The sequence below is a fragment of the Metabacillus flavus genome, assembly GCF_018283675.1.
Classification (GTDB): Bacteria; Bacillota; Bacilli; order Bacillales; family Bacillaceae; genus Metabacillus_B; species Metabacillus_B flavus.
In genome coordinates this window covers 1,261,279-1,282,149 of the sequence record NZ_JAGVRK010000001.1, presented here as the reverse complement: position 1 = coordinate 1,282,149, position 20,871 = coordinate 1,261,279, and the positions used below count along the sequence as shown (strand labels likewise).

The 20,871-nt window shown below is 44.2% G+C and carries 25 protein-coding genes, 1 tRNA gene and 1 riboswitch; of the genes, 15 read left to right on the top strand and 11 right to left on the bottom strand.

From position 1 onward, the window contains the following. Nucleotides 1–954: 954 nt before the first annotated feature. Nucleotides 955–1,027, bottom strand: a tRNA-Val gene (locus J9317_RS06660). A gap of 144 nt (nucleotides 1,028–1,171) precedes the next feature. Here J9317_RS06660 and J9317_RS06655 point away from each other — a divergent pair. Further along, nucleotides 1,172–1,807 carry a DsbA family oxidoreductase gene (locus J9317_RS06655; RefSeq protein WP_211557222.1) on the top strand — a complete coding sequence of 212 codons (636 nt, stop codon included), beginning with the start codon at nucleotides 1,172–1,174 and terminating at the stop codon, nucleotides 1,805–1,807. Between the two features lie 25 nt (nucleotides 1,808–1,832). Next, on the top strand, nucleotides 1,833–2,372 hold the full coding sequence (locus J9317_RS06650) for a hypothetical protein (protein WP_211557220.1): 540 nt from the start codon (nucleotides 1,833–1,835) through the stop codon (nucleotides 2,370–2,372). A gap of 35 nt (nucleotides 2,373–2,407) precedes the next feature. Here the strand turns inward: J9317_RS06650 and J9317_RS06645 are convergent, their stop codons facing one another. Further along, on the bottom strand, nucleotides 2,408–2,797 hold the full coding sequence (locus J9317_RS06645) for a VOC family protein (RefSeq protein WP_211557219.1): 390 nt from the start codon (nucleotides 2,795–2,797) through the stop codon (nucleotides 2,408–2,410). Between the two features lie 184 nt (nucleotides 2,798–2,981). Here J9317_RS06645 and J9317_RS06640 point away from each other — a divergent pair, with 184 nt between their 5' ends. Next, complete coding sequence (locus tag J9317_RS06640; protein WP_211557217.1) at nucleotides 2,982–4,202, top strand: MFS transporter; 1,221 nt, start codon at nucleotides 2,982–2,984, stop codon at nucleotides 4,200–4,202. Nucleotides 4,203–4,457: 255 nt separating this feature from the next. Here J9317_RS06640 and J9317_RS06635 read toward each other — a convergent pair whose 3' ends face one another. From J9317_RS06635 to J9317_RS06625, 3 genes are all read right to left on the bottom strand, one after another. After that, complete coding sequence (locus J9317_RS06635; RefSeq protein WP_211557214.1) at nucleotides 4,458–4,931, bottom strand: DinB family protein; 474 nt, start codon at nucleotides 4,929–4,931, stop codon at nucleotides 4,458–4,460. Nucleotides 4,932–5,272: 341 nt separating this feature from the next. Further along, nucleotides 5,273–6,478, bottom strand: coding sequence for a cystathionine beta-lyase (gene metC, locus J9317_RS06630; protein ID WP_211557212.1), 1,206 nt, complete (start codon nucleotides 6,476–6,478; stop codon nucleotides 5,273–5,275). Then, complete coding sequence (locus J9317_RS06625; protein ID WP_211557210.1) at nucleotides 6,465–7,589, bottom strand: methionine biosynthesis PLP-dependent protein; 1,125 nt, start codon at nucleotides 7,587–7,589, stop codon at nucleotides 6,465–6,467. The genes metC and J9317_RS06625 overlap by 14 nt, the downstream gene beginning before the upstream one ends. Nucleotides 7,590–7,675: 86 nt before the next feature. Next, nucleotides 7,676–7,785, bottom strand: a riboswitch (SAM riboswitch). A 537-nt stretch (nucleotides 7,786–8,322) separates the two neighbouring features. On the opposite strand from J9317_RS06625, the gene J9317_RS06620 reads away from it, so the two are divergent. The 4 genes from J9317_RS06620 to J9317_RS06605 all read left to right on the top strand — a co-directional run bounded on the left by J9317_RS06620 (nucleotide 8,323) and on the right by J9317_RS06605 (nucleotide 10,767). Beyond that, nucleotides 8,323–9,045, top strand: a complete 723-nt coding sequence (locus J9317_RS06620; protein ID WP_211557208.1) for an alpha/beta hydrolase — start codon at nucleotides 8,323–8,325, stop codon at nucleotides 9,043–9,045. A gap of 32 nt (nucleotides 9,046–9,077) precedes the next feature. Then, nucleotides 9,078–9,596 carry a YjcG family protein gene (locus J9317_RS06615; RefSeq protein ID WP_211557207.1) on the top strand — a complete coding sequence of 173 codons (519 nt, stop codon included), beginning with the start codon at nucleotides 9,078–9,080 and terminating at the stop codon, nucleotides 9,594–9,596. Further along, nucleotides 9,596–10,018 carry a GNAT family N-acetyltransferase gene (locus tag J9317_RS06610; protein ID WP_211557206.1) on the top strand — a complete coding sequence of 141 codons (423 nt, stop codon included), beginning with the start codon at nucleotides 9,596–9,598 and terminating at the stop codon, nucleotides 10,016–10,018. Before J9317_RS06615 ends, J9317_RS06610 begins: the two co-directional genes overlap by 1 nt. 74 nt (nucleotides 10,019–10,092) lie before the next feature. After that, nucleotides 10,093–10,767: a DUF421 domain-containing protein gene (locus tag J9317_RS06605; protein ID WP_211557200.1), complete on the top strand. Its 675-nt coding sequence runs from the start codon at nucleotides 10,093–10,095 to the stop codon at nucleotides 10,765–10,767. Nucleotides 10,768–10,836: 69 nt separating this feature from the next. Here the strand turns inward: J9317_RS06605 and csaA are convergent, their stop codons facing one another. Together csaA and J9317_RS06595 are read right to left on the bottom strand one after the other, a co-directional pair. Further along, entirely contained in the window at nucleotides 10,837–11,169 is a 333-nt protein-coding gene (csaA, locus tag J9317_RS06600; protein WP_211562174.1) for a chaperone CsaA, read from the bottom strand. A 30-nt stretch (nucleotides 11,170–11,199) separates the two neighbouring features. After that, a complete protein-coding gene (locus J9317_RS06595) occupies nucleotides 11,200–11,448 on the bottom strand; it encodes a hypothetical protein (RefSeq protein WP_211557198.1) in 249 nt (82 codons plus the stop codon). A 152-nt stretch (nucleotides 11,449–11,600) separates the two neighbouring features. On the opposite strand from J9317_RS06595, the gene J9317_RS06590 reads away from it, so the two are divergent. From J9317_RS06590 to J9317_RS06580, 3 genes are all read left to right on the top strand, one after another. Beyond that, on the top strand, nucleotides 11,601–13,874 hold the full coding sequence (locus tag J9317_RS06590) for an ATP-dependent helicase (protein WP_211557196.1): 2,274 nt from the start codon (nucleotides 11,601–11,603) through the stop codon (nucleotides 13,872–13,874). Nucleotides 13,875–14,016: 142 nt separating this feature from the next. Continuing rightward, nucleotides 14,017–14,202 (top strand): hypothetical protein, encoded by a 186-nt coding sequence (locus J9317_RS06585; protein WP_211557194.1) that lies wholly within the window; start codon nucleotides 14,017–14,019, stop codon nucleotides 14,200–14,202. A gap of 363 nt (nucleotides 14,203–14,565) precedes the next feature. Further along, the gene (locus tag J9317_RS06580) at nucleotides 14,566–15,954 is read left to right on the top strand and encodes a M28 family peptidase (RefSeq protein WP_211557189.1); all 1,389 of its coding nucleotides are present in this window, start codon (nucleotides 14,566–14,568) and stop codon (nucleotides 15,952–15,954) included. 44 nt (nucleotides 15,955–15,998) lie between these two features. Here the strand turns inward: J9317_RS06580 and spoVIF are convergent, their stop codons facing one another. The 3 genes from spoVIF to J9317_RS06565 all read right to left on the bottom strand — a co-directional run bounded on the left by spoVIF (nucleotide 15,999) and on the right by J9317_RS06565 (nucleotide 16,809). Further along, nucleotides 15,999–16,253, bottom strand: coding sequence for a sporulation-specific transcription regulator SpoVIF (gene spoVIF / locus J9317_RS06575; protein WP_035409216.1), 255 nt, complete (start codon nucleotides 16,251–16,253; stop codon nucleotides 15,999–16,001). Between the two features lie 134 nt (nucleotides 16,254–16,387). Further along, entirely contained in the window at nucleotides 16,388–16,510 is a 123-nt protein-coding gene (locus J9317_RS06570; protein WP_035409218.1) for a YjcZ family sporulation protein, read from the bottom strand. Between the two features lie 71 nt (nucleotides 16,511–16,581). After that, nucleotides 16,582–16,809, bottom strand: coding sequence for a hypothetical protein (locus J9317_RS06565; protein ID WP_211557187.1), 228 nt, complete (start codon nucleotides 16,807–16,809; stop codon nucleotides 16,582–16,584). Nucleotides 16,810–17,035: 226 nt separating this feature from the next. Between J9317_RS06565 and J9317_RS06560 the strand changes: the two genes are divergently transcribed. Further along, complete coding sequence (locus tag J9317_RS06560; RefSeq protein ID WP_249292022.1) at nucleotides 17,036–17,788, top strand: CAP domain-containing protein; 753 nt, start codon at nucleotides 17,036–17,038, stop codon at nucleotides 17,786–17,788. A 390-nt stretch (nucleotides 17,789–18,178) separates the two neighbouring features. Here the strand turns inward: J9317_RS06560 and J9317_RS06555 are convergent, their stop codons facing one another. After that, nucleotides 18,179–18,532 (bottom strand): DUF1360 domain-containing protein, encoded by a 354-nt coding sequence (locus J9317_RS06555; RefSeq protein ID WP_211557185.1) that lies wholly within the window; start codon nucleotides 18,530–18,532, stop codon nucleotides 18,179–18,181. Between the two features lie 142 nt (nucleotides 18,533–18,674). Here J9317_RS06555 and J9317_RS06550 point away from each other — a divergent pair, with 142 nt between their 5' ends. The 4 genes from J9317_RS06550 (at nucleotide 18,675) to J9317_RS06535 (ending at nucleotide 20,601) form a co-directional block, all read left to right on the top strand. Next, on the top strand, nucleotides 18,675–19,073 hold the full coding sequence (locus J9317_RS06550) for a spore coat protein (RefSeq protein WP_211557180.1): 399 nt from the start codon (nucleotides 18,675–18,677) through the stop codon (nucleotides 19,071–19,073). 36 nt (nucleotides 19,074–19,109) lie between these two features. Then, nucleotides 19,110–19,388 carry a spore coat protein gene (locus J9317_RS06545; RefSeq protein WP_211557178.1) on the top strand — a complete coding sequence of 93 codons (279 nt, stop codon included), beginning with the start codon at nucleotides 19,110–19,112 and terminating at the stop codon, nucleotides 19,386–19,388. Between the two features lie 92 nt (nucleotides 19,389–19,480). Next, entirely contained in the window at nucleotides 19,481–19,942 is a 462-nt protein-coding gene (locus J9317_RS06540) for a spore coat protein (RefSeq protein WP_211557176.1), read from the top strand. A gap of 164 nt (nucleotides 19,943–20,106) precedes the next feature. Continuing rightward, nucleotides 20,107–20,601, top strand: coding sequence for a CotY/CotZ family spore coat protein (locus tag J9317_RS06535; RefSeq protein ID WP_211557174.1), 495 nt, complete (start codon nucleotides 20,107–20,109; stop codon nucleotides 20,599–20,601). The last annotated feature ends 270 nt before the right edge of the window (nucleotides 20,602–20,871 follow it).

Genomic DNA, 20,871 nt, shown 5'->3' with positions numbered 1-20,871 from the left:
CAATCAACGGAAGGTAAAGAGAAACCACTTTTGAAAGCAATTTGGATTCGTGTTTAATATCTAACTCTTGAAAAACTTTATGATAAGGTCTGATCCATTCCTCTTTTGAAGTTTGGATATGAGTTTTATCTTTTATAAAATTAATAAATAATAGTCATGTTGGGATTTCTATTATTCCATTAAGAATTTATAAATATATCTGTTTGCAAGTTGATAGTATTTATTGATCCATGGGTCAATTGAGGAACTAAGCCAAATTCTACTTATATCATCTTTATCGCTTCTTTAATTTTCGTTATGCTCGTAAGCGATGTTGCTTGAATCTTTGAATGAGTCTCTCTTGTATGTGCTTTGGCCTCAAGAAGAATTAATCCTTTCTCTTGGCTTGCTCCATTTGGTATTAATGGAAGCATTGAATTATCATTCATCTTTAATGTTTTTTTACTTAGCTCTCTGTGGAAACTACCTTTCATAGTTCCTTATTTAAGGATGCATTTCTTAACTGATCGATTGCGTAATTATTTCATAATTGGAAAGACTTCTTAATTGATCTTTAAGGAGAGGAATCTTATCCTCAGGGAATTGAATTTCACAAAAGTAATATTTATAGCACCTTTAGTTAGATTTATTAATTTATTAAGAAATTTTTCAAAACAATCGGGACATGAGGTTTAGGTATTTTATGTATGGTGACTTGAAAGGGGATTGAACCCCCGCCCTCCACCCTGTTAAGGCAGCGCTCTTCCACCTGAAATAAAAAGGCTCAAGTTACCAAATAAAAATAGAGCTGCTTCAAAAGCAACTCCATTCCCATATGATCTGGGAGGGATTCGAACCCTCTTCTTTTATCTGCTTTTGCCTCGCCCTCTTTAATCAAAAATGTGCAATTAAATAAGATTTTGCCTCTAAGCCATAAACAAAAAAAGTTGCTCCTAAAAGCAACTCTTCCTAGAATGATTCCTACTGGGTTCGAACCAGCGACCTCTACCCTGTCAAGGTAGCGCTCTCCCAGCTGAGCTAAGGAATCGTAATATGTAGTTGCAGCATCTCTCAGCTGACTTTCTCTATTATATTTCCCCGCCCCTGCCCTGTCAATAACTTATCCAAATAAATCGTCTTCTCTAAGCCCTTTTGCTACAATGAGTCTATCAATGACGAGGAGGAACTTCAGATGACGGTTAAGATACAGGTTTTTTCGGATTTTGTATGCCCTTTCTGTTTTATTGGAGAGGAGCCGCTTCGGCAAGCGGTGGAAGGGAAGGATGTAGAGGTAGAGTTTATGCCTTTTGAGCTTCGTCCTTATCCGATGGAGGGGATGTCTCCGAATAGCGATTATATTCAGCAGGCATATAAGCAGTCGGTTCAGCCGCTGGCACAGCGGTTTGGTGTGGAGATGGAGCTTCCGATGGATTTGGATCCGGTTCCGCATACGCATCTTGCGCATCAGGGCTATCAGTTTGCGAAGGAGCATGGCGAGGGTCAGGCATATGTGGATGCGGTGTTTAAGGCTTATTGGCAGGAGGGCCAGAATATCGGGGATGTGAATGTTCTGACCGGAATTGTCCGCGAGCTTGGCTTAAATGAAGCAGCTTTTCAGGATGCGATTACTGGCGGCACGTATGTGCAGGATCATAAAGAAGCACTGAATCTGGCAAGAACAAAGGAAATTCAAGCGGTTCCGACCTTTATTATTGGGACCCAAAAGCTCCAGGGCCTCCATTCAAAAGAATCGATTGAACAAGTAATTGAGGATGAGGCGAACGGCGGTATGATTGAGGGAGCCTCTTGCGGACCCGAGGGCTGCTGAACTATTAAATTAGGAGTGAATGGGAATGGCTAAAACAGAAGCTTTTACCGACGCTATATATGATGCCATTGATGAGGTGGCTGGTGTACAGGACGGCAAGCAATGGATTGTGACACGGTCAGGGAAGCTGGGGATTAAAAGCCATCTCGCGGAAATCGAGAACGAGTTTGATGCGAGTTTTCAGGAATTCGAAGTATGGCTGACAGAGCTTCTCTCAGAAAAAAAACCTCCTGCTTCATTAGAAGCGATAACCTTTTCGCTCTATGAGACGGCTGACACAATCAGTTTGTATGTGGCAGGGTCAGAGGAATGGGATGAGGAAGGTGACTGGGCATTGGCAAAGGATTATGCACCACTGTCAGTCGAACCTTATTTTCCTGTCTACAAGCCAATTTATCAGCTATTAGAGGAGCATCTCCCGGCTGGCTTATTTTTAGGTGCGGCGACGATGATCATTTTCGTTAAAGAGTTCGTATCGAAGCATGCGGAGCTTTTCCCGGATGGTGTCATCCTTGGAGCAGGGTTTGATGGCGGAGATGTGTATGACTTTTTAGAATTGAATTAGAAAAAAGACGGACTTCTTGATATGGAAGTCCGTTTTTATTTTACCTGTGTGGCAATCCACCATGTATTGCCGCAGGGATCCAATATTCCTGCCCGCTTATCGGGTTCATCCCCATGGATTTCCGGTTCCTGTACAGATTCATAGCCTGCTTCAACAGCAAGATTGTAGGTTGCATGAACGTCCGGAACGTATACGTGAAGATGATTTTGAGCCCCTGACCAATTTTCTGTAGCTTCCCCCAACATAACAACTGAATCGTCAATTTTCAATTCAACATGCATTATTGAGCCATCTTGTCTATTTTTGCGGCGGTGGGCTGTTCCATTCAATACTTTTTCGGCAAACTCAATCACTGCTTGTGCATTTGAAACAATGAGATACGGAGAGACGCTGGAATATCCTTCAGGTTTCCAATCTTCCTTCATTTTCTTCCTCCTCAAGAACATATGGATTCCGTTAATTACTTCTATTCCCCTAATAGGCTTTCCTTCTGCTATTCTTTTTTCCCTGCAAAGTTAAAGATGGACTGCCAGTTTTTTCATTTTCCCATTGCTTCCTACCTTCCAATGGTATAAAGTGGTTAAAATATCCTTTAAAGGGGGCAATGAGATGAATAAAAAAACAGCCCTTCTATTAACCTCAACCGGCATCTCCAATCTCGGAGACTGGATCTATTTCATCCCCCTGAACATGATGGTTTACAACATGACTGGTTCCGCAGCTGCTGTCGCCGGACTATATATAATACGTCCTCTTGCAGGTATCCTGACTTCGTTTTGGGCAGGCAGCTTAATAGACCGGTATTCTCAGAGAAATCTAATGATTGGACTGGATTTCATGAGAGCGGTGCTTGAGCTGCTTATTTTAGCCGCACCTACCCTTCCCACTATTTATGTGCTAGTCTTTCTCATTTGCATGGCAGATGCGGTTTATGATCCTGCTGCAACAGCATACTCTGCCAGGCTGATTCCTTCTAAAGACCGGCAAGTTTTTAATTCATATAAGAGCCTCGCATGGTCCGGTTCATTTATACTCGGCCCGGCTCTTGCCGGACTGCTGTTCATGACTGGACAGCCGGAATTTGCCTTTTTAGCTAACTCTTTTACTTTTATGATTTCTGCGCTTCTTCTTTTCCTATTGCCTCATCTCGGAACGGCTGGGCATTCTCCTAAAAAAAGAGTTTCTTTTTCCGTCTTGGCAGATGACTGGCGGATGGTCATAGGTTATATGAAATCAGCACGCTACGTCATGAGTGTGTATCTCCTCTTTAACGGACTCATGATGATGGCGGCCGCTCTCGATTCGCAGGAAGTGGTGTTTTCCCGGGAAATCCTGATGCTTTCTGACAGCGCTTATGGTCTGCTTGTCAGTATTTCCGGCATAGGATTACTAATGGGATCTTTTATTAATCGGTTTGCCGTAAGAAAACTGTCCCCATCTGTACTGATCGCCTGCGGAGGATTGATGATTGCAGGAGGGTACCTTATTTACTCCCTCTCCTCCTCATTTTTATGGGCGGCCATCGGTTTTTTCATTCTTGCCTTCTTTATGGCGTTTGCGAACACAGGTATTTGGACGTTTTATCAGGATCACGTTCCGTCAGACATCATGGGACGGGTGGGAAGTGCGCTTGGCATGGTGATCTCGCTCATTCAAGTGGTTTTTGTATTTGGAATTGGACTAGCCGGGGATTGGTTTTCTTTGAGAATCGTGATTATTTCGGGGTCAGGTTTTATGGTGTTTCTCTCCCTGCTGCTATTCACAGCGGCTATGAGGCCCTCTTCCGCGTTTAAGGACAAAATGGACACGGCAGGGGAAGCAGCCAATTAATAGTGAGGTGTGGAACTGACATTTCTAATCACGATTATTTTGATTGTATTCTTATATGATTTCACCAAGTTAAGAGACCAAAACAAAAAAATCATAGAGCAAAATAACAAAATCATCTACGTGCTGGAGGAAATAAATAAGAAGGAAACCATTTAAAAACCGCGGATAACCTGTTCCGCGGTTTTTCCTCTTTAACAAGCATATATCATCACAGTATCTACAGGTTTGGAGTGGCTGAAGAGAGGTTCTTGCCCATCACTCAAATAATCGGACTTGAGGGCTTTTCCCAAGCGCTTCTAAATAAAAATGCAGCTGAGCCCTGTGATGGTACATGTGCCCCAGGATTTCAAGGAGCCATTCATATCGTGAGTATGCAGTCCCCCAATAGGAAATTTTCATTTCCTCCAGCTCATCTTCTCTGAAAGAATAATAGGCTGCTTTTAGAGCCTCAAAATTCACTTGGAGCGTTTTGATTACATCCTCAGTACTTCTAAATGGATTAGATTGATAATAGTCCCCCATCTCATCCTTTGAGGCTTCTTCCATAATTAAATAATCAGCGCGATAGAGAAGGGATAGATGATTCAGCAATTCACCCAGGGATCGCTTCTTATCTTGGTATCTCCAGTTTAAATCATCCTCATCTAAAAGCACGGCCATTTCTATAATAGAGCGATTTGCAACTTCAAGCTGGCTAAAGATTGAACTTAATAGAATATTTTGATGCATGGTTCTTCACCTATCGTTCTTTCTGGAATTTATCATAATGATCAAAAATTTGGTGCCTGACCCTTACTGCTTCACCGCATCAGGGGACAGAGGGCTGCTTTCTGAAAACCATGCGCAGAAGCGGTCTGCAGATTTGGTACCGGAGCTTTAGTCCGGTAAAATTTAAGGGGACTGGCACCGTGCCAGTCCCCACATTCTTCACCGCAGCAGGGGACAAAGACTGTTCTCTGCCAGACCTTGCCGCAGTAAGGTTTAAACGATATGGTGCCGGAGCTTTACTTCTTTACCAGAGTGAGGGTCAGCCACCACCAGACACCCCGTTCAGCTAGCACCTCAGCCCCTCACCCACGCCCGCTTCCCTGAACACGCGCGTACTGCAGCGGCTTCGTTTTCGGCAGCAAATCCAGAGCTGATCCAAAGTCCTGAATCAGGTCCTCCGCTTTCTCAAGCCCTACACTGACTCGGAGCAATCCGTCGGTAATTCCTCTTGCATACCGCTCTTCCCTCGGCATTGCCGCATGTGACATCTTAGCAGGATAAGAGAGAATGGTTTCTACGGCGCCGAGGCTCACTGCAAAAACCGGAAGCTGGACGTTTTGGACGAGCTTTCGAACGGCATCCTCATCAGACAGCCTGAAGGAAAGCACGGCACCCGGTCCATCTGCCTGATAACGCTGTACGGAACAGCCGGGATGGAAGGAAAGACCCGGATAATAGACTTCTTCTACAGCCGGATGCCTTGACAAGAATGCGGCCAGCTTATGGGCAGATTCGGTCGATTGCTTCAAACGGACGTGAAGAGTTTTCAGGCCCCTCAGCACAAGCCAGGAATCCTGTGCCCCGAGAATGGCTCCAAAGGAATTTTGGAGTTTGTACAGCTGGTTTCCAAGCTCTTCATCTTTTACAGCAGCGAGCCCTGCCACGACATCACTGTGTCCCGCTAAAAATTTCGTGGCGCTGTGAAGAACAATGTCTACTCCTAGCCCCAGCGGACGCTGCAAAGCAGGTGTTAAAAACGTATTATCCAGAAACGTTAAACAGTTATTGGCTTTCGCAAGCTTTACAATTCCTTGGATATCCGTAATTTTCAGCAGCGGGTTGGATGGCGTTTCTAAATAAATCACTTTTGTATTCGGACGGATTTTCGACGCAACATTGTGAAGGTCGGTCATATCCACAAATGTATATTCGATTCCAAACCTGCTCAAAACCTCCGTCACCATCCGGTACGTTCCGCCGTAAACATCCTCCGTCACCAGGACATGATCTCCTTTTGATAATAAAAGAAAGGCAGTCGAAATCGCGCTCATACCGGATGAAAATGCAAATCCTCTCGTTCCGCCTTCAAGATCGGCAATTGCGTTCTCAAGCACTTCTCTCGTCGGGTTCCCTGATCGGGCATAATCGTATTTTCCGAATTGATCAAAATCAGACTGGTGAAAGGTGGACGATAAGTGTACGGGAACGCTCACCCCTCCCGTTTCTTTATCCGTTTTATGGCTATTGTGCAGCAGCTTTGTCTGGATGGACCAATCAGTATTGCTCAATTTTTTCCTCCTCCTTCACAGCCTGGAATGCCTGATTCAAATCAGCTTTGAGATCTTCTGCGTGCTCGATTCCTACCGAGAAACGCAGAAGCCTATTACAGACACCGTTTGCCGTACGAATTTCTTCTGGTATATCCATATGCGTCTGTGTGGCCGGATACGTCATCAAACTCTCAACTCCGCCAAGACTTTCTGCGAACGTAATCGTCTTCAAATTTTTTAAGAATGGATTTACCCATTCCTCCTTCGCGATCCGGAACGACAGCATGCCTCCTCGGCCCGGATAAAGTACATCGGTTACCTCCGGGGCTTCTTCCAGGAATCCGGCTACTTCAGCTGCATTCTGTTCATGCTGCCTCATCCGAAGCGCGAGCGTTTTTAATCCGCGGATCAAAAGCCATGAATCAAACGGTGCAAGAACCGCACCGATCGCATTATGATGGGAAGCGAGTTCCGCACAAAGCTCCTGCCCTTTTGCTACAACGATCCCAGCAAGGAGATCATTGTGCCCTCCAAGGTATTTTGTTGCACTGTGGATGACGATATCGGCTCCGCTTTTTAGCGGCTGCTGAATGACCGGTGTGTAAAACGTGTTATCTACAATCAGCAGCAGGCCGTGGCGCTTCGCCACTTCTGCTACTGCAGCAACATCCGCTTCCTGCATGAGCGGGTTGGTTGGCGTCTCCAGAAAAATGGCTTTTGTATTCGGCAGGATGCGTGCTTCTGCGCTTTCAAGATCTGTAAAGGTATCGTATTGAAAGGTTAGCCCATATTTGCGCCATTCCTGTTCAAACAGCCGGTACGTTCCTCCATAAATATCGGAAGAAACGATCAAATCATCTCCGGTTTTGAATAGGGCCATAATCGTTTGGATCGCCCCCATCCCAGAGCTGAAAGCAAAGCCCTGGTCTCCTCCTTCTAAATCGGCTAATGCTTTTTCCGCAATGGACCGGGTCGGGTTGCCGGTTCGTATGTAATCAAAACCGGTCGATTCCCCGATTCCCGCATGACGGTAAGCCGTCGTTAAATAAATGGGGGGATTTACCGCGCCAGTTGTCTGTTCACTGCGGTTGCCGATTTGGGCTAGGATCGTTTCAGTATGTTTTGTCATTTTACACCCTCGTTTCTGCAGAATAAGAATACAAAAAAGCCTTCCTCTTAAAAATAAGAAGAAGGCTTGTCGCTTAACAGTTCTTCTTCTCATCTCCCAAGCTCGCTTGCTGGATTTAGCACCTTGGCACGCCTAGAGCGTTCTGCCGGTTGCTGAGGTTTCGCAGGGCCAGTCCCTCCACCTCTCTGGATAAGAATAAATCGTCCGAAATATTATGAATTTTTTATAACTTTAACGCAATTCTATGAATTTTACAAGCGATTCATGTAAACTTTCCTGATTTCTCCGGAAAAGCATTTTTTCTTAAATCATGATAAAATAGGTGGAAGCGAATACAAAAACCAAAAGCGGAGGCGCCTTGCTCAGCCCCGACAAGCATAAGACAATCAGCCGGAGAAAGGCGTTTTTTCCTTTCGTAGGTTGAGTGGCTTATGACCTCGAGGGGCTAGGCGCCGGAGCTAGACGCAAAAACAAAGTAGAAACAACTTATCCATCACATTCCAAAAGCGGAGGCTCCTCAAGGAAGGATGTTCTGCTAAGTGCGCGGCGTCCTGCCGCAACGCAGAACTGACCTGCCTCCTGCAGGCCCCCGACAAGCATAAGACAATCAGCCGGAGAAAGGTGTTTTTTCCTTTCGGAGGTTGAGTGGCTTATGACCTCGAGGGGCTAGGCGCCGGAGCTAGACGCAAAAACTAAGTACAAACCTTACTTAACTCACCTGGAGGACTTACCTGTGGAGAAGCAAACTGGAATTGTCAAAGAATCTTCCTTTTTTTCAGAAGCATTGAACGAAGAACTGACTGTTCTTACATACCTGCCTAAAAGCTATTCACCGCTGTATAAGTACAGTTTGCTGATTGCGCAGGATGGACAGGATTATTTCAGGCTTGGGCGCATTGCCCGCCAGTATGAATCACTGCTTGAAAACGGCGAAACTGAAAATGTCATCATTGTCGGCATCCCATATAAGAACGTACAGGACCGCCGCGCAAAATATCATCCGGATGGCGAAAAATTTTCTGCTTATAAACGGTTTCTTGCTCATGAACTAGTCCCGTTTCTTGACCGGGAGTTCCCTACATATCAAGTCGGACAGGGCCGCGCACTCATTGGGGATTCACTTGCTGCCACAGTCGGATTTATGACAGCACTCGACTATCCGAGTATTTTTGGTAAAATCATTATGCAGTCTCCTTATGCAGACGAGAAGGTTCTGAATGCTGTGGAGCAATATGATGCAGATCCGAGTTTGACCATCTATCATCAGGTGGGCGAGAAGGAAACAGAAGTCAAAACCACAGCTGGAGAAGTGCAGAATTTCATCGAACCGAATCGCAAATTGCAAAAAGCGATCGAAAAAAAAGGATTTCCTTACACATATGAAGAATTTGATGGGGACCACACATGGACACATTGGCAGCCTCTGCTTCCTAAGGCGCTTAAAGCCATGTTTTAATTAAATACTACCTACTACTGGAGGGAACCTGTATGAAATATGGAATTGTCCTATTTCCGGCAAAAAAACTTCAAGATCTGGCGAATTCCTACCGAAAACGCTATGACCCTCATTACGCGCTCATTCCGCCGCACTTGACTCTGAAGACGCCATTTGAAGCGTCAGATGAAGAAGTTAAGGCGATTTCCAAAGAACTCAGATCTGTTGCAAACAAGCTGAGCCCGATTAAGCTTGAGGTGCAGAAAATTAGTTCTTTCTCTCCTGTCAACAACGTGATTTATCTAAAAGTGGAGCCTAATGATGAACTGATGGAGCTTCATACCGAGCTTCATTCAGGTTCCCTTGATTCCAAGCCTGAATATTCCTTTGTTCCGCACATCACAATTGGCCAGAAGCTGTCCGATGCGGAGATGGCGGATGTTCTTGGACAGCTGAAGATGCAGGATAACCATCACATCGAGCTGGTTGACCGCTTCCACCTGCTCTATCAGCTTGATAACGGAGCTTGGACTGTTTATGAAACGTTCATCCTTGAAAAAGGAGAACTCTAATGCTCGCAAAAGTTGTACAGACGGAAAAAGAAATGCAGGATGCCTTCTCAATCCGGATGAAGGTGTTCGTTGAAGAACAAAAAGTCCCGGCAGAGGAAGAGGTAGATGACAACGAGGAAATGTCCGTGCACGTCGTTCTTTACGATGAAAGCAAGCCTGTTGGCACCGGCCGTATCCGTGAAGTGGATGGCTACGGAAAGCTCGAGCGAATCTGCATTCTCCCCTCTCACCGCGGAAAAGGCGCAGGCAGCCTGATTATGAAAGAACTTGAGATTGTAGCTGCTCCAAACATTGAGAATTTTAAGCTGAATGCACAGACCCAAGCGATTCCCTTTTATGAAAAGCTTGGCTATGAAGTGCGTTCGGGCGTATTTATGGATGCGGGTATACCTCATGTAACGATGATCAAAAGCCGTATTTGACAGACAGCGAAAATGCTGTCTGTTTTTTTGAGTGAAAACCTTTTTATGTGTGCAATCTATAAAGGGTGATCGCAATGGACATGTATAGAATATCAACAGAATTGGTTGTTGGATTTTTCGGATTGTTTCTCATGTCAAGACTGCTTGGCAAAACTCAAATAACGCAAATCACGACCTTTGACTTTATCTCGGCTCTTGTTCTTGGAGAGCTTGTAGGGAACGCTGTGTATGATGATGAAATCGGATTAATGGATATTCTTTTCGCTATTGCCATATGGGGAGTGCTTATATATTTTATTGAGTGGCTGACTCAGAAATCCAACAAAGCGAGGATTATGATGGAGGGCAGTCCCACAATTATCATCCGCAACGGGAGAATTTTGAGGGAGCAGCTAAAAAAAGAAAAGCTTGATCTTAATCAGCTTCAGCATCTGATCCGATCCAAAGGAACATTTTCCATGAGGGAAATTGAATTTGCGATTCTAGAAACCGATGGCAGTGTGAGCATCTTAAAAAAGCCCCAATTTGACATGCCGGTCCGAACCGATTTTTCGATGATGGGCTCCATGCCTGTGCTTCCATACAGCCTGGTGCTGGACGGAGCTGTGCAGAGAGACAACCTTAAAGAAGCAGGGCTTAAAGAAGAATGGCTCGTAAACGAGCTTTCTAACCAGGGCATCCACTCCTATCAGCATGTGCTATATGCCGAATGGCGCAAGGGAGAAGGTCTTTATATCCAAAAAAAATAAGACCATGTTTATGGTCTGTTGACGGGCCGCTCTTGGGCGTTCAGAACGGCCTCCCCCCTTTTAAGGTGATTATGCAATTCGGGTACCATTTACAACGGGAACGTCTGTGTTAAGCAGGACAACATCCCCTTCGCCTGAAACACCGCCAAGTACAAGCACTTCAGAACGGTAGCCGGCAATTTTGCGCGGCGGAAAGTTCACAACAGCTGCGATTTGCCTTCCGATTAGAAGGCTTGGTGAATACCGTTTTGTAATTTGAGCACTTGATTGCTTTACTCCGATTTCCGCTCCAAAGTCAATTTTCATCTTAATAGCCGGAACCCTAGCTTCTGTGAAATCCTCAGCAGCTATAATCGTACCAATACGGATATCCAATTTCAAAAAATCCTCAATTGATGCCATTCCTTTCATCGAACATTCTGACTTCTTCACTTATATCCTCGCGTCAAATGACAAACCTTTTCCCGGTTCCGAAGGCAAAGCTTGAGTGGAAGTCCGTTTTACCCGTTCCAATATTCTTGAAAACCGGCTTTCTTCGTACTTGCGTTCTTCCTCCATTTTATCGCGCTGAAGATGGATTTTTGAGACGCGGTCAAGCGATGCATAGTCATCCTTTACCTGAACGGATCGATTGGCATATTGTATGTACTGATCGTTTTGAATAGGTGCTACCCAGCTCATCTTCCCACTCCCCTTTTATAAAATATACCCCATTTTTCAGATCAAAAACGCCATAATCACCTTTTTCTTTCTCTGTGAGTCTGTTAAGATGGTTCTTGTCTATTTTACATATAGTTTACGCGCCCAAAAGAGATTTTATGGGAGGAAACCTGATGTTTTTCGCAAAATATTCTGATAGATTAATAGAACTTCCTACTTATCCCAGAGAAGATTATCAAAAGGTATATGACTTAGGCAAAGCTGGTCTACTAACATGTCCTGTTTGCGGCCGTCCTGTTGTGCTGCAGTTCCGGATTTCATCCAAGCCTGAGTTTGTTCATAAGGATCAATCAGATTCTGAAGCATGCTTAAACGCTTACAAGCCGGCTAACAAGCCTATAAGAGAGAAAAAAGAACAGCCGGAAGACGAAACGTCAGGAGCCTTTCGCATTCCTAAAAACAGGTCCATTACTGATACGGATCTGCCTAAACCTTCAATCATTTGGAAAAATCCGAATTTCCCGGGGATTATCACCCCGTTTGCTGAAAAAAAGGATCCTTTGATTACCCTTTTTGACGACATTACTTTAAACAAAGCTCAAGCGGAAGCCGTCACATCTAATGCCGCCTCTACCCTTGTTCTGGCTGGAGCAGGCAGCGGGAAGACAAGAGTGCTCACATCAAGAGCCGCTTACTTAATCCTGGAAAACGGGGCAGATCCATCCTCAATCATGCTCATCACCTTCACCGTTAAAGCAGCGAAGGAAATGAAAGAGCGTATGGCTTCCCTTTATGGCCTGTCACTGCAGCAGGTGAACCAAATGGTAACCGGTACATTCCATGGTATTTTTTATAGAATTCTTACACACCATGACCGGAGCAGATGGGACTCAAGGCATTTGCTGAAAGAATGGCAGCGTGAGCAGTATGTGAAACAAGCGGGCCGGGAATTGAAGCTGGATGAAACCGAGTTTCCTTTCGACCAGGCCCTTCAGCAAATTGGGTTGTGGAAAAATACCCGCCTCTCTCCTTCCGACATTAAGCCGCAGGATAAATGGGAGGAACAGATTGCATTCCTTTACCGCAAATATGAGGAATTTAAGGAAGCAAACGGGCAATTTGATTTTGATGATATGCTTCTGCAGTGCCTGCTTTTGCTTGAAAATAACGAGCAAATCCGTGAAGCTTATCAGAATCGTTTTCAATCCATTTTGATTGACGAATTCCAGGATATTAACCAGGTGCAGTACGAAATCATTCAGCTATTATCTGCCAAGCACCAGTCTGTCTTTGCTGTCGGTGACGACGACCAGTCAATTTATGCTTTTCGCGGAAGCAATCCCGCATTCCTGCTTCAGTTTACGATAGATTTCCCGGATGCAAAGGTGATTCATCTTGCTTCCAATTACCGCTCCAGCCATGAAATTGTCGCAACCGCGAACAAAATGATTGCGAAAAACCGCGAGCGGCACAAGAAGAAAATGGACGCCACCTTCACAAACGGAATCAAACCGCTGTTCTTCTATCCATACGATGAAGAGGAAGAAGCAACGCTGATTGTCAATGACCTGAAGGAGAAGATGCTTAACGGGCGGAAGCCTGAGGAGTTCGCGATTTTGTACCGCACCCATACCGGCGGAAGAGCAATCTTTGAACGTCTAAGCGAATCAAGCATTCCCTTCGCTGTCGATCAGGAAACCGGATCTTTTTACGAGCGTAAAATGGTGCGTACCCCACTCGCTTATTTAAGATTAGCGGTAAATCAAGATGATGGGCAAGCGATGAAAGACCTGATTTTTGCCTTATTTTTGAAATCCCAGGTTCTTCAAGATGTAAAAGCCCTATCCATCATAAATGACTGCACTCTCTTGGAGGCTTTACTCCACGTACAGGATATTAAGCCCTTCCAGCAGAAAAAAATCCGGGACATTCTCCCGTATTTTAAACAAATCAGCAAAATGGCTCCCCTGGATGCCCTAAGTTTAATCGAGAAGAAAATGGGACTGGCGGACGCCATCAAGAAGCGCGGCAATGAAGGAAACAAAATGGAGAAAGGCTCAGACGATTTGCAAGACCTAAAAGTCGCAGCCAAAAAGTTCGGTACAATCGCCGAACTCATTGAACATGCTGACCACATGACCGCCCTTTCAGCAGACATTAAAAGGAGCGGCCGCAACCAGGCAAACGGTGTCCGGCTCATGACCATCCACCGGTCTAAGGGACTGGAATTTCCGTATGTATATGTGCTAGGTGCTGTAGACGGAAGCATTCCCCATGACTTTTCGCTTGAATCAGCCCGCAACGGAGATTTTACTTCATTTGAGGAAGAACGGCGCCTCCTATATGTCGCCATGACCCGTGCTCAATACGAACTCTATTTGTCCGCCCCGCAAACAAGACGGGGAAAGAAAAGCGCGCCTTCGAGGTTTTTTCAGGCGATTGAATAGGAAAAAGACGTGCTTTTGCCTGCACGTCTTTTTTATAAGCAGATGTCAAAAAATCAAATAGCCATGTCCCAATTAAATAGTACGAATGAATAAAGGAAACAGCCATACATATATAGTACATTGCGGAAAGGAGTTGTGGAAATTGGTATCTCTCACAGTGCTGCGGAACATCTTCTTCACTTTTTTCCAAAACGGGATTTGGGCTGTTGGCTTCTTTTATCTTTTAAATCTCACGTTTCCAAGCAAAAGAGTACTGGATGTATCCAAAATTGTCCTTGCGATTGCTCTGGTCGTTTACCTGCTTTACGCGTTTGCGGTCAGTATATAGCTTGAGAAGCAGAGCACTTCGGAGGCTCTGCTTCTTCTTTTTTTGGCTGATGTGGTAAAACGTCATGGACACCGCCTCTTATATTAAACATTCCTCTGCATCTACCGGACAACCCTCCATATACCGCACACTCCGCTCCAGTTATCGGAAACTCCTCCCTATATTCAGATACTTCAAATCTTTCATAATACGACCACTTAGTATAAAAGAGATATTTAGTCCTGTGCCAAAAATATCAATTTATCTATATTCTACTAAAAAATAGAAAATTCAAACTACTTTAGTTCGGTAAATTAGTCACTTATTTCGTGTATCGAAACAATATAAAATAAAACTGTAAGTCTATCATTTAGGGGGTCTATGATGAAGAAACCTATTCTTACTTCTTTACTCGCTGCTACTCTTGCATTAAGTGCAGCAGGCACACAAACGGCTTTTGCAAAACCTGCAGAGCAAACGTATGAGCTGAATGTAACAGAGAAAAAAATCCTGAAGAAGATTGATGCTGAAAAAATTTACAGCACGATTGCAGAGCTTTCCAAAACACCTCGTGTAGCGGGGACTGAGTCCGAATGGAAGGCTGTTCAGTATGTAAAGAAAAAATTTGAATCTTATGGGTACAAAACCAAAATTCAGCCTTTTACATTTGAAGGTTATACTGCACCGACTAAGATTGAGCTGACAGTGGGATCAGAAAGCTTTAAGCCGGGCTCCTTTACATATACAGTTGGCGGGAAGGTATCAGGAGAACTCGTTCTTACAGGTCTTGGAAAAAAGGAAGAGCTTCTAAATACTGATTTGACGGGAAAAATTGCCTTGATTAAACGCGGCGAAATCAGTTTTGCCGAGAAGGTATTGAATGCGGCGGAAAAAGGAGCAGCCGGAGTTATCATATACAACAATTCAACTGGTGCATTGAGCGGTACATTAGGAGCAGCGAGCGATAAATATATACCTGCTGTAGCACTGACAAAAGCAGAAGGTGAAGCGCTTGCAGCTAAAATCAGCGGCGGCGAACCATTAAAGGCCGATTTGAATGTAGAAGGCGGAAAAGTAGAGACCCGCACTTCTCATAATGTCATCGCAACTAAGAAACCGGTCGTTTCAAAAGATAAAAATAGTGATGTGATTGTCATCGGCGCTCATCATGATTCGGTCGAAGGAGCTCCAGGTGCGAATGATGATGCCTCCGGTACCGCAATGACTCTTGAAATGGCCCGTATTTATCAAAATGTGCCAACAGATACAGAGCTGAGATTCGTGACCTTCGGGGCAGAAGAAGTCGGACTTCTCGGTTCTTATCATTACGTTGAGAATCTTTCAGATGATGAAATCAGCCGGACCATCGCGAACTTTAACCTTGATATGGTCGGAAGCAAGGATGCAGGGGATCTTGTAATGCTGACCCTTGACGGCAAATCGAATTTAGTTACAGAGCTTGCCCAAAATAAAAGTGAAAAACTGAATGGAGAGGCGACACCATTCGGACAAGGCGGCCGAAGTGACCATGTTCCATTTGCGGAAGCAGGCATTCCAGCAGCACTCTTTATCCATAATCCGACTGAGCCATGGTATCATAATCCTCAGGATACCATTGATAAAATCAGCAAGGACAAGCTTCAGGATGTAGCTGAAATCATTAGCACCTCCGTCTATGAGCGTGCCCGTCTCGACATTAAATGGCCGAAGATCTTCAATGGTCCGAAAGTGAAAGCGGCACCTGAAATGGTTCAGGAGCAGGAACTGAACTAAGTCAAAACAAAAGCCTTTCATCCATCCGGACGAAAGGCTTTTGTTTATTTCTTATTAATCATTTTAGAGATTGTGTTAAAGTCCAGCTTTTCTTTTCCATTCACTATCGAGTTCACAATTTTGTCTTCTGTTTCTTTCGGTACTTTCTTGTTAGCGATTTGGGCAACCTTGCGAATCACGTTTCGGACTGTTGTTTCATCGCGGAAGTTTGCATTTTGAAGGGAATTGGCTAGAGCGAGGATTTCATTCATGTTTACGCCTGTTTTCTTTTCAATATTTTTAAAGAATTTGTTATCCATTTTTCTGCCTCCTTACTGTTGATTTATCCTATGAAGGTGCCCAAAAAATGGTGCGTTTCCAAAACGGAGAAAGTACGGACCATGAGCCCGTACTTTCCTGTTTGCACATCTTTGAAGGAGACTGCAAGTTTTTATTAGTTGTAGAAAGAAGCACCAACGATGATCAAAAGAATGAACAAAACTACGATAAGCACGAAAGTAGAACCGTAGTATCCGCCACCGCCGTAGCCGCCACCGCATCCATAACCATAAGACATTAGCCAAGCACCTCCCTTTCCTTCTTCTCTACAACATATGAAGATCGGCCAGAAAGGGTATGGACATTCGCTCAATTATGATCAGAATTATTTTTTATGATTTTTGCTGCTAATCCATTTCTGAATATCCCCGCTAATTTTTCCATTTGTGCATCAAAACCATCGGCTGCTGTCTCCATTTTACGTAAATCTCTATCCTTGCCCTTAAGCCAGCTGTCACTCTTTTTCATAACCCCATCGTGGCCCTTCATTCGATTACCTATAAATGTTTCAAATTCCTTGCTGAGTTTTTTCCCCATGTCATCACTCCCTTCTATAGAATACGGAGTGCTCCTTTTAACGCCACAAAAAAGCAAAGGAAATGGGTCAAAACAATCATAGCTGCACTTTAGAGTTTAAAGGAGCTTATTTTCGTTAGATCTTCTGAAATCCTGCTTTCGTTCTTTTTCCGTTAACAGCCCTAAATATTAAATATTCTGCGCCATATGGAGCAAACTAAAGGCTAAATGAAAAAGGAGGGTGCAAATGAAGAAAACAGCATATTTACTGGTTCCTGCAGTCATCTTGATGCTTACTGCCTGCGGAAACCAAGAAGGTGCTCCAAATAAGGAACAGGGAATAACAAAGGTAAACAACAAGGGTGTCTTGAAGAGTGAAGGCGGTTTTATAACGGTTGATAAAAAACCTTACAGCACAGAAAAGCCAAGCTCAAAATCTTCATCTTTGAAGCCGGTGCAAAATGAAGGTGACTCTATGTACCAATATGGATCGGGTTCAGCTGTTCCTCCTAATGAAGGAGTGATGCCTGCACCGCCCCAAGGCAGCATGGGTCAAAACAAGCCGCAGAATGGAACGGAAAATGGCACACCGTCCCAGAATGAGCCTCCTGCAACAGGCGATAACACCGGCATTGAAGCCCAGGTAATCGACCTCACGAACAAAGAAAGAGAAAAGAGTGGCCTGCCCGCTTTGCAATCCAGCCAACAGGTCAGCAATGTAGCAAGGGAAAAATCGCAGGATATGGAGGAGAAAAATTACTTCTCTCATACAAATCCAACATACGGCTCCCCATTTGATATGATGCAGCGCTTTGGGATTCAATACGAAACAGCCGGTGAAAACATTGCGATGGGCCAGAAAACTCCAGAAGAAGTCGTAAAAGCCTGGATGGACAGTGAAGGCCACCGTAAAAATATTCTAGACGGAACCTACACCGAGATTGGCGTTGGATACAACGAAGAGGGGCAGTACTGGACACAGATGTTTATAAGTAAGTAAATCAACCAGGAATGCGTACGATGCATTCCCGGTTTTTTATTTGGCATCCAGAGGGGCGAATTGCTATGTAAATCTGACACAGAAAGTTTTGTATATCCATTGCCAATGGGAGATGACCCTGTGGTATACAGGGTTCATCTTTTTAAAAGGAGCTTCCCTTCTTTTTTTCTGATGTCCATGATGCTCCCGTTTTTTTCACTTTCCAACCTTAGCGTTTTTTGCTTCCGCAGCCGCAGCCTTTTTTCTTCACTGGTTTTGAATTCTGCTGGGTTTTCGCAGCATTTGTTGGATAAGCATGCAAATATGGCTTATTCATTACCGCTCCACCTTTCTTATTCGGGGATAAATTATGTTATGAAGGTTTGTCAGAATGCGTACTGAGTCAAAAACCTAATCTAAAAGCCTTGATACCGCGGTTTCGATGATTCCTGCAAAGCCTGCCAATGCAAGTACGCAGACAAGCGGTTCAGCACCGATCGGCCAAACCCGAAAGCTTCCATAAAGAAAAGCTGTACACCAAACCCCTGTACACCAATAACAGCTTAGCAGCTCTCCAATCCACTTCCTGACTCCTGTTCCCTTCATTTTTATATAAACCTCTTCTTCACCTGATTCACCCTTCACAACATACTCCTCATGAAACGGTCTGCGCAGCCAATCTGTAATTTTATCAAACACAATCAAACGAGTCAGGCGAAAAATCGCCAATGCAAACAATGTAACCGTTAACCAGCTCTCAAGCATTTCTCTCACCTGCCATTCTACTATTACGATATGAACGGCCAGATCAGATATGAAAAAAATCGGGAGGAATCTGTATGTTTTCATCAGTCCAAATGGAACGAACCTGCATTTACTAGCTATATATGGGAAAGGAGTGAATCATTTGTCTAATGAATGGTCAGTCATGGATGAAGCAGTGAGCCAGGACGCCGAGCAAAACACATCCTTATTTCAGCTTTCCGACGAAGGAATCTACGTCAAAAATTCCGACTGCGTCACAATCGAAACAACTGACACTCAGCTTGCTCTATCCATTCAAGCTGCCATCCAGGTGGCCATCGCCCTTGCAATCAATTTAACGATTGCAGACAGCGCTCGCGCGGAACAAGTGACCCAGCAGCTTTTAAACAACACTATCATTCAGCAAACAAAAAAGCAGCGCATTATCGTACTAAATTCAGAAAACGTTACGGTTAAATCCACAAATACAGATGTTGCAATTTCCCTGCAGCTGCTCATTCAAATTTTGCTGGCTCTGCTGCTGCAGATCGATATCCTGTAGTACCCTTTCTTAAATTTCTTAAAAGGAGTGACAACCATGTCAAAAGAAAACCTCAACGAAATTTCCGCTAAACTTATGCAGCTTTTCGTTTCTGATGTATTCAGTAAAAACAACATTACAGATGAAACGAAAAAAGAACTAAGCGAAGATCAAAAAGCGAAAATCAAAGCAGTCGTCCTCGATCTTCAGGCAAAAGTGGATGAATTTCTAGCAGCCCAAAACAAAAAAGCCGAAGAAGCAGAAAAAGCCCCTGTTGAAACACCTAAAAACACAACACTAAGAGACATGTTAAAAAACAAAAAAAACAACGATTAACCAAAAAATAGGTGTTTGAATCATGATGTTTGTCTAAACCAAAACAGAAATTCAACATTTAATAGTATTACAATGAAAGGAGGAAAAAGAACATGTCAAATTACACATGGGTAGCGAACGACAGAAGCTGCTCTCATCCAACTGAAAACAGCAGCAGACTAGGCAATATGTGCAGCAAAGATGGTGAGGTAGATCAAAACTTTGATCAAGTAAGCAACACTGCTCAGCTTTCTTCTGAGACCATCATCATTAAGGATTCTTGTGACATTGAAGTAACAACTACTGAAACGCAAATCGCTGTATCCCTTCAAGCAGCTCTTCAAGTAGCCATCGCTCTTGTAATCAACCTTACAATCGCTGATAGTGCACGTGCTGAAATGGTCACTCAAGATCTTCTTCAAAAAGCTACAATTACTCAAGCAAGTGCTCAAAAATTGGTTATCGAAAACTCCCGCAACGTAAATGTAAAAACTACTGACACAGACGTAGCTGTATCTCTTCAATTGCTTATCCAAATCTTGCTTGCGCTTGTTGTATCTATCGACATTCTGTAATCTCCCCCAAAATAACACCAAAGGAAAAAGCAGGCTCCCCGCCTGCTTTTTCTTTTTCCGCACTCATCCAGATATTCGTGATGTTCACCCACACCAATAAAGACGTCCGCACATATGTTGTTAAAGACTAATGTCAATCAACCAATTATTAAGGAGATGAAAACATGAGCTGCGGAAAAAACAATGGAAAACGCGACATCGAAGGCTGCGTATGCGAAGCAGTTGAAAACATCCTCGCAGAACAAGAAGCAGTTGAGGAAAACTGCCCCACCAGTTGCTACAGCAACTTGCTAAGCCCATCCGCTTTGCCGGGAAAAGATACGATTCCGTTCTTGTTGTATGATAAAAAAGGAAAACTATTTTCAGCATTCGGAAACGTAGGCGGATTCCTGGATGATATGACTTGCTTCGAAACCATCTTCTTCCGTGTAGAAGCCTTGAGAGGCTGCTGCGCAACTCTTAAACTTTTGAAGCCAGTAGATGTAGAAGGCGACACACTTAGTGTGTGCGACCCTTGTGCAGAAGACTTCTTCGGACTAGAAAAATCCGACTTCTGCATCGAAGTAGATCTTGACTGCTTCTGTGCAATCCAATGTCTATCCCCTGAACTAGTGAACCGCGTATCCCCAATGAGTAAAAAGAAGCACCACCATGGATAACATTGAATAGACTGCCTAACCGGTAGTCTATTTTTTTTGGAGGTTGGAGGTTGTGTGGTGATTATGGGGTATCTGGGGTTGGGTTTTTGGGGTTTGTCTGACAACTTTGGCTGACAAACGCACTAATTCAATGTTTGGCGACTACTGCATGACCGCAGCATTCACCTGACATTCCTCTATTCCCCTCCATGCCCGGCATCAATCCCTTTCCCGCCGCCAGCATTCTAACTGTCGCCTCCCCTCCCCCTTACCGCAATCCAACCAGTCCAT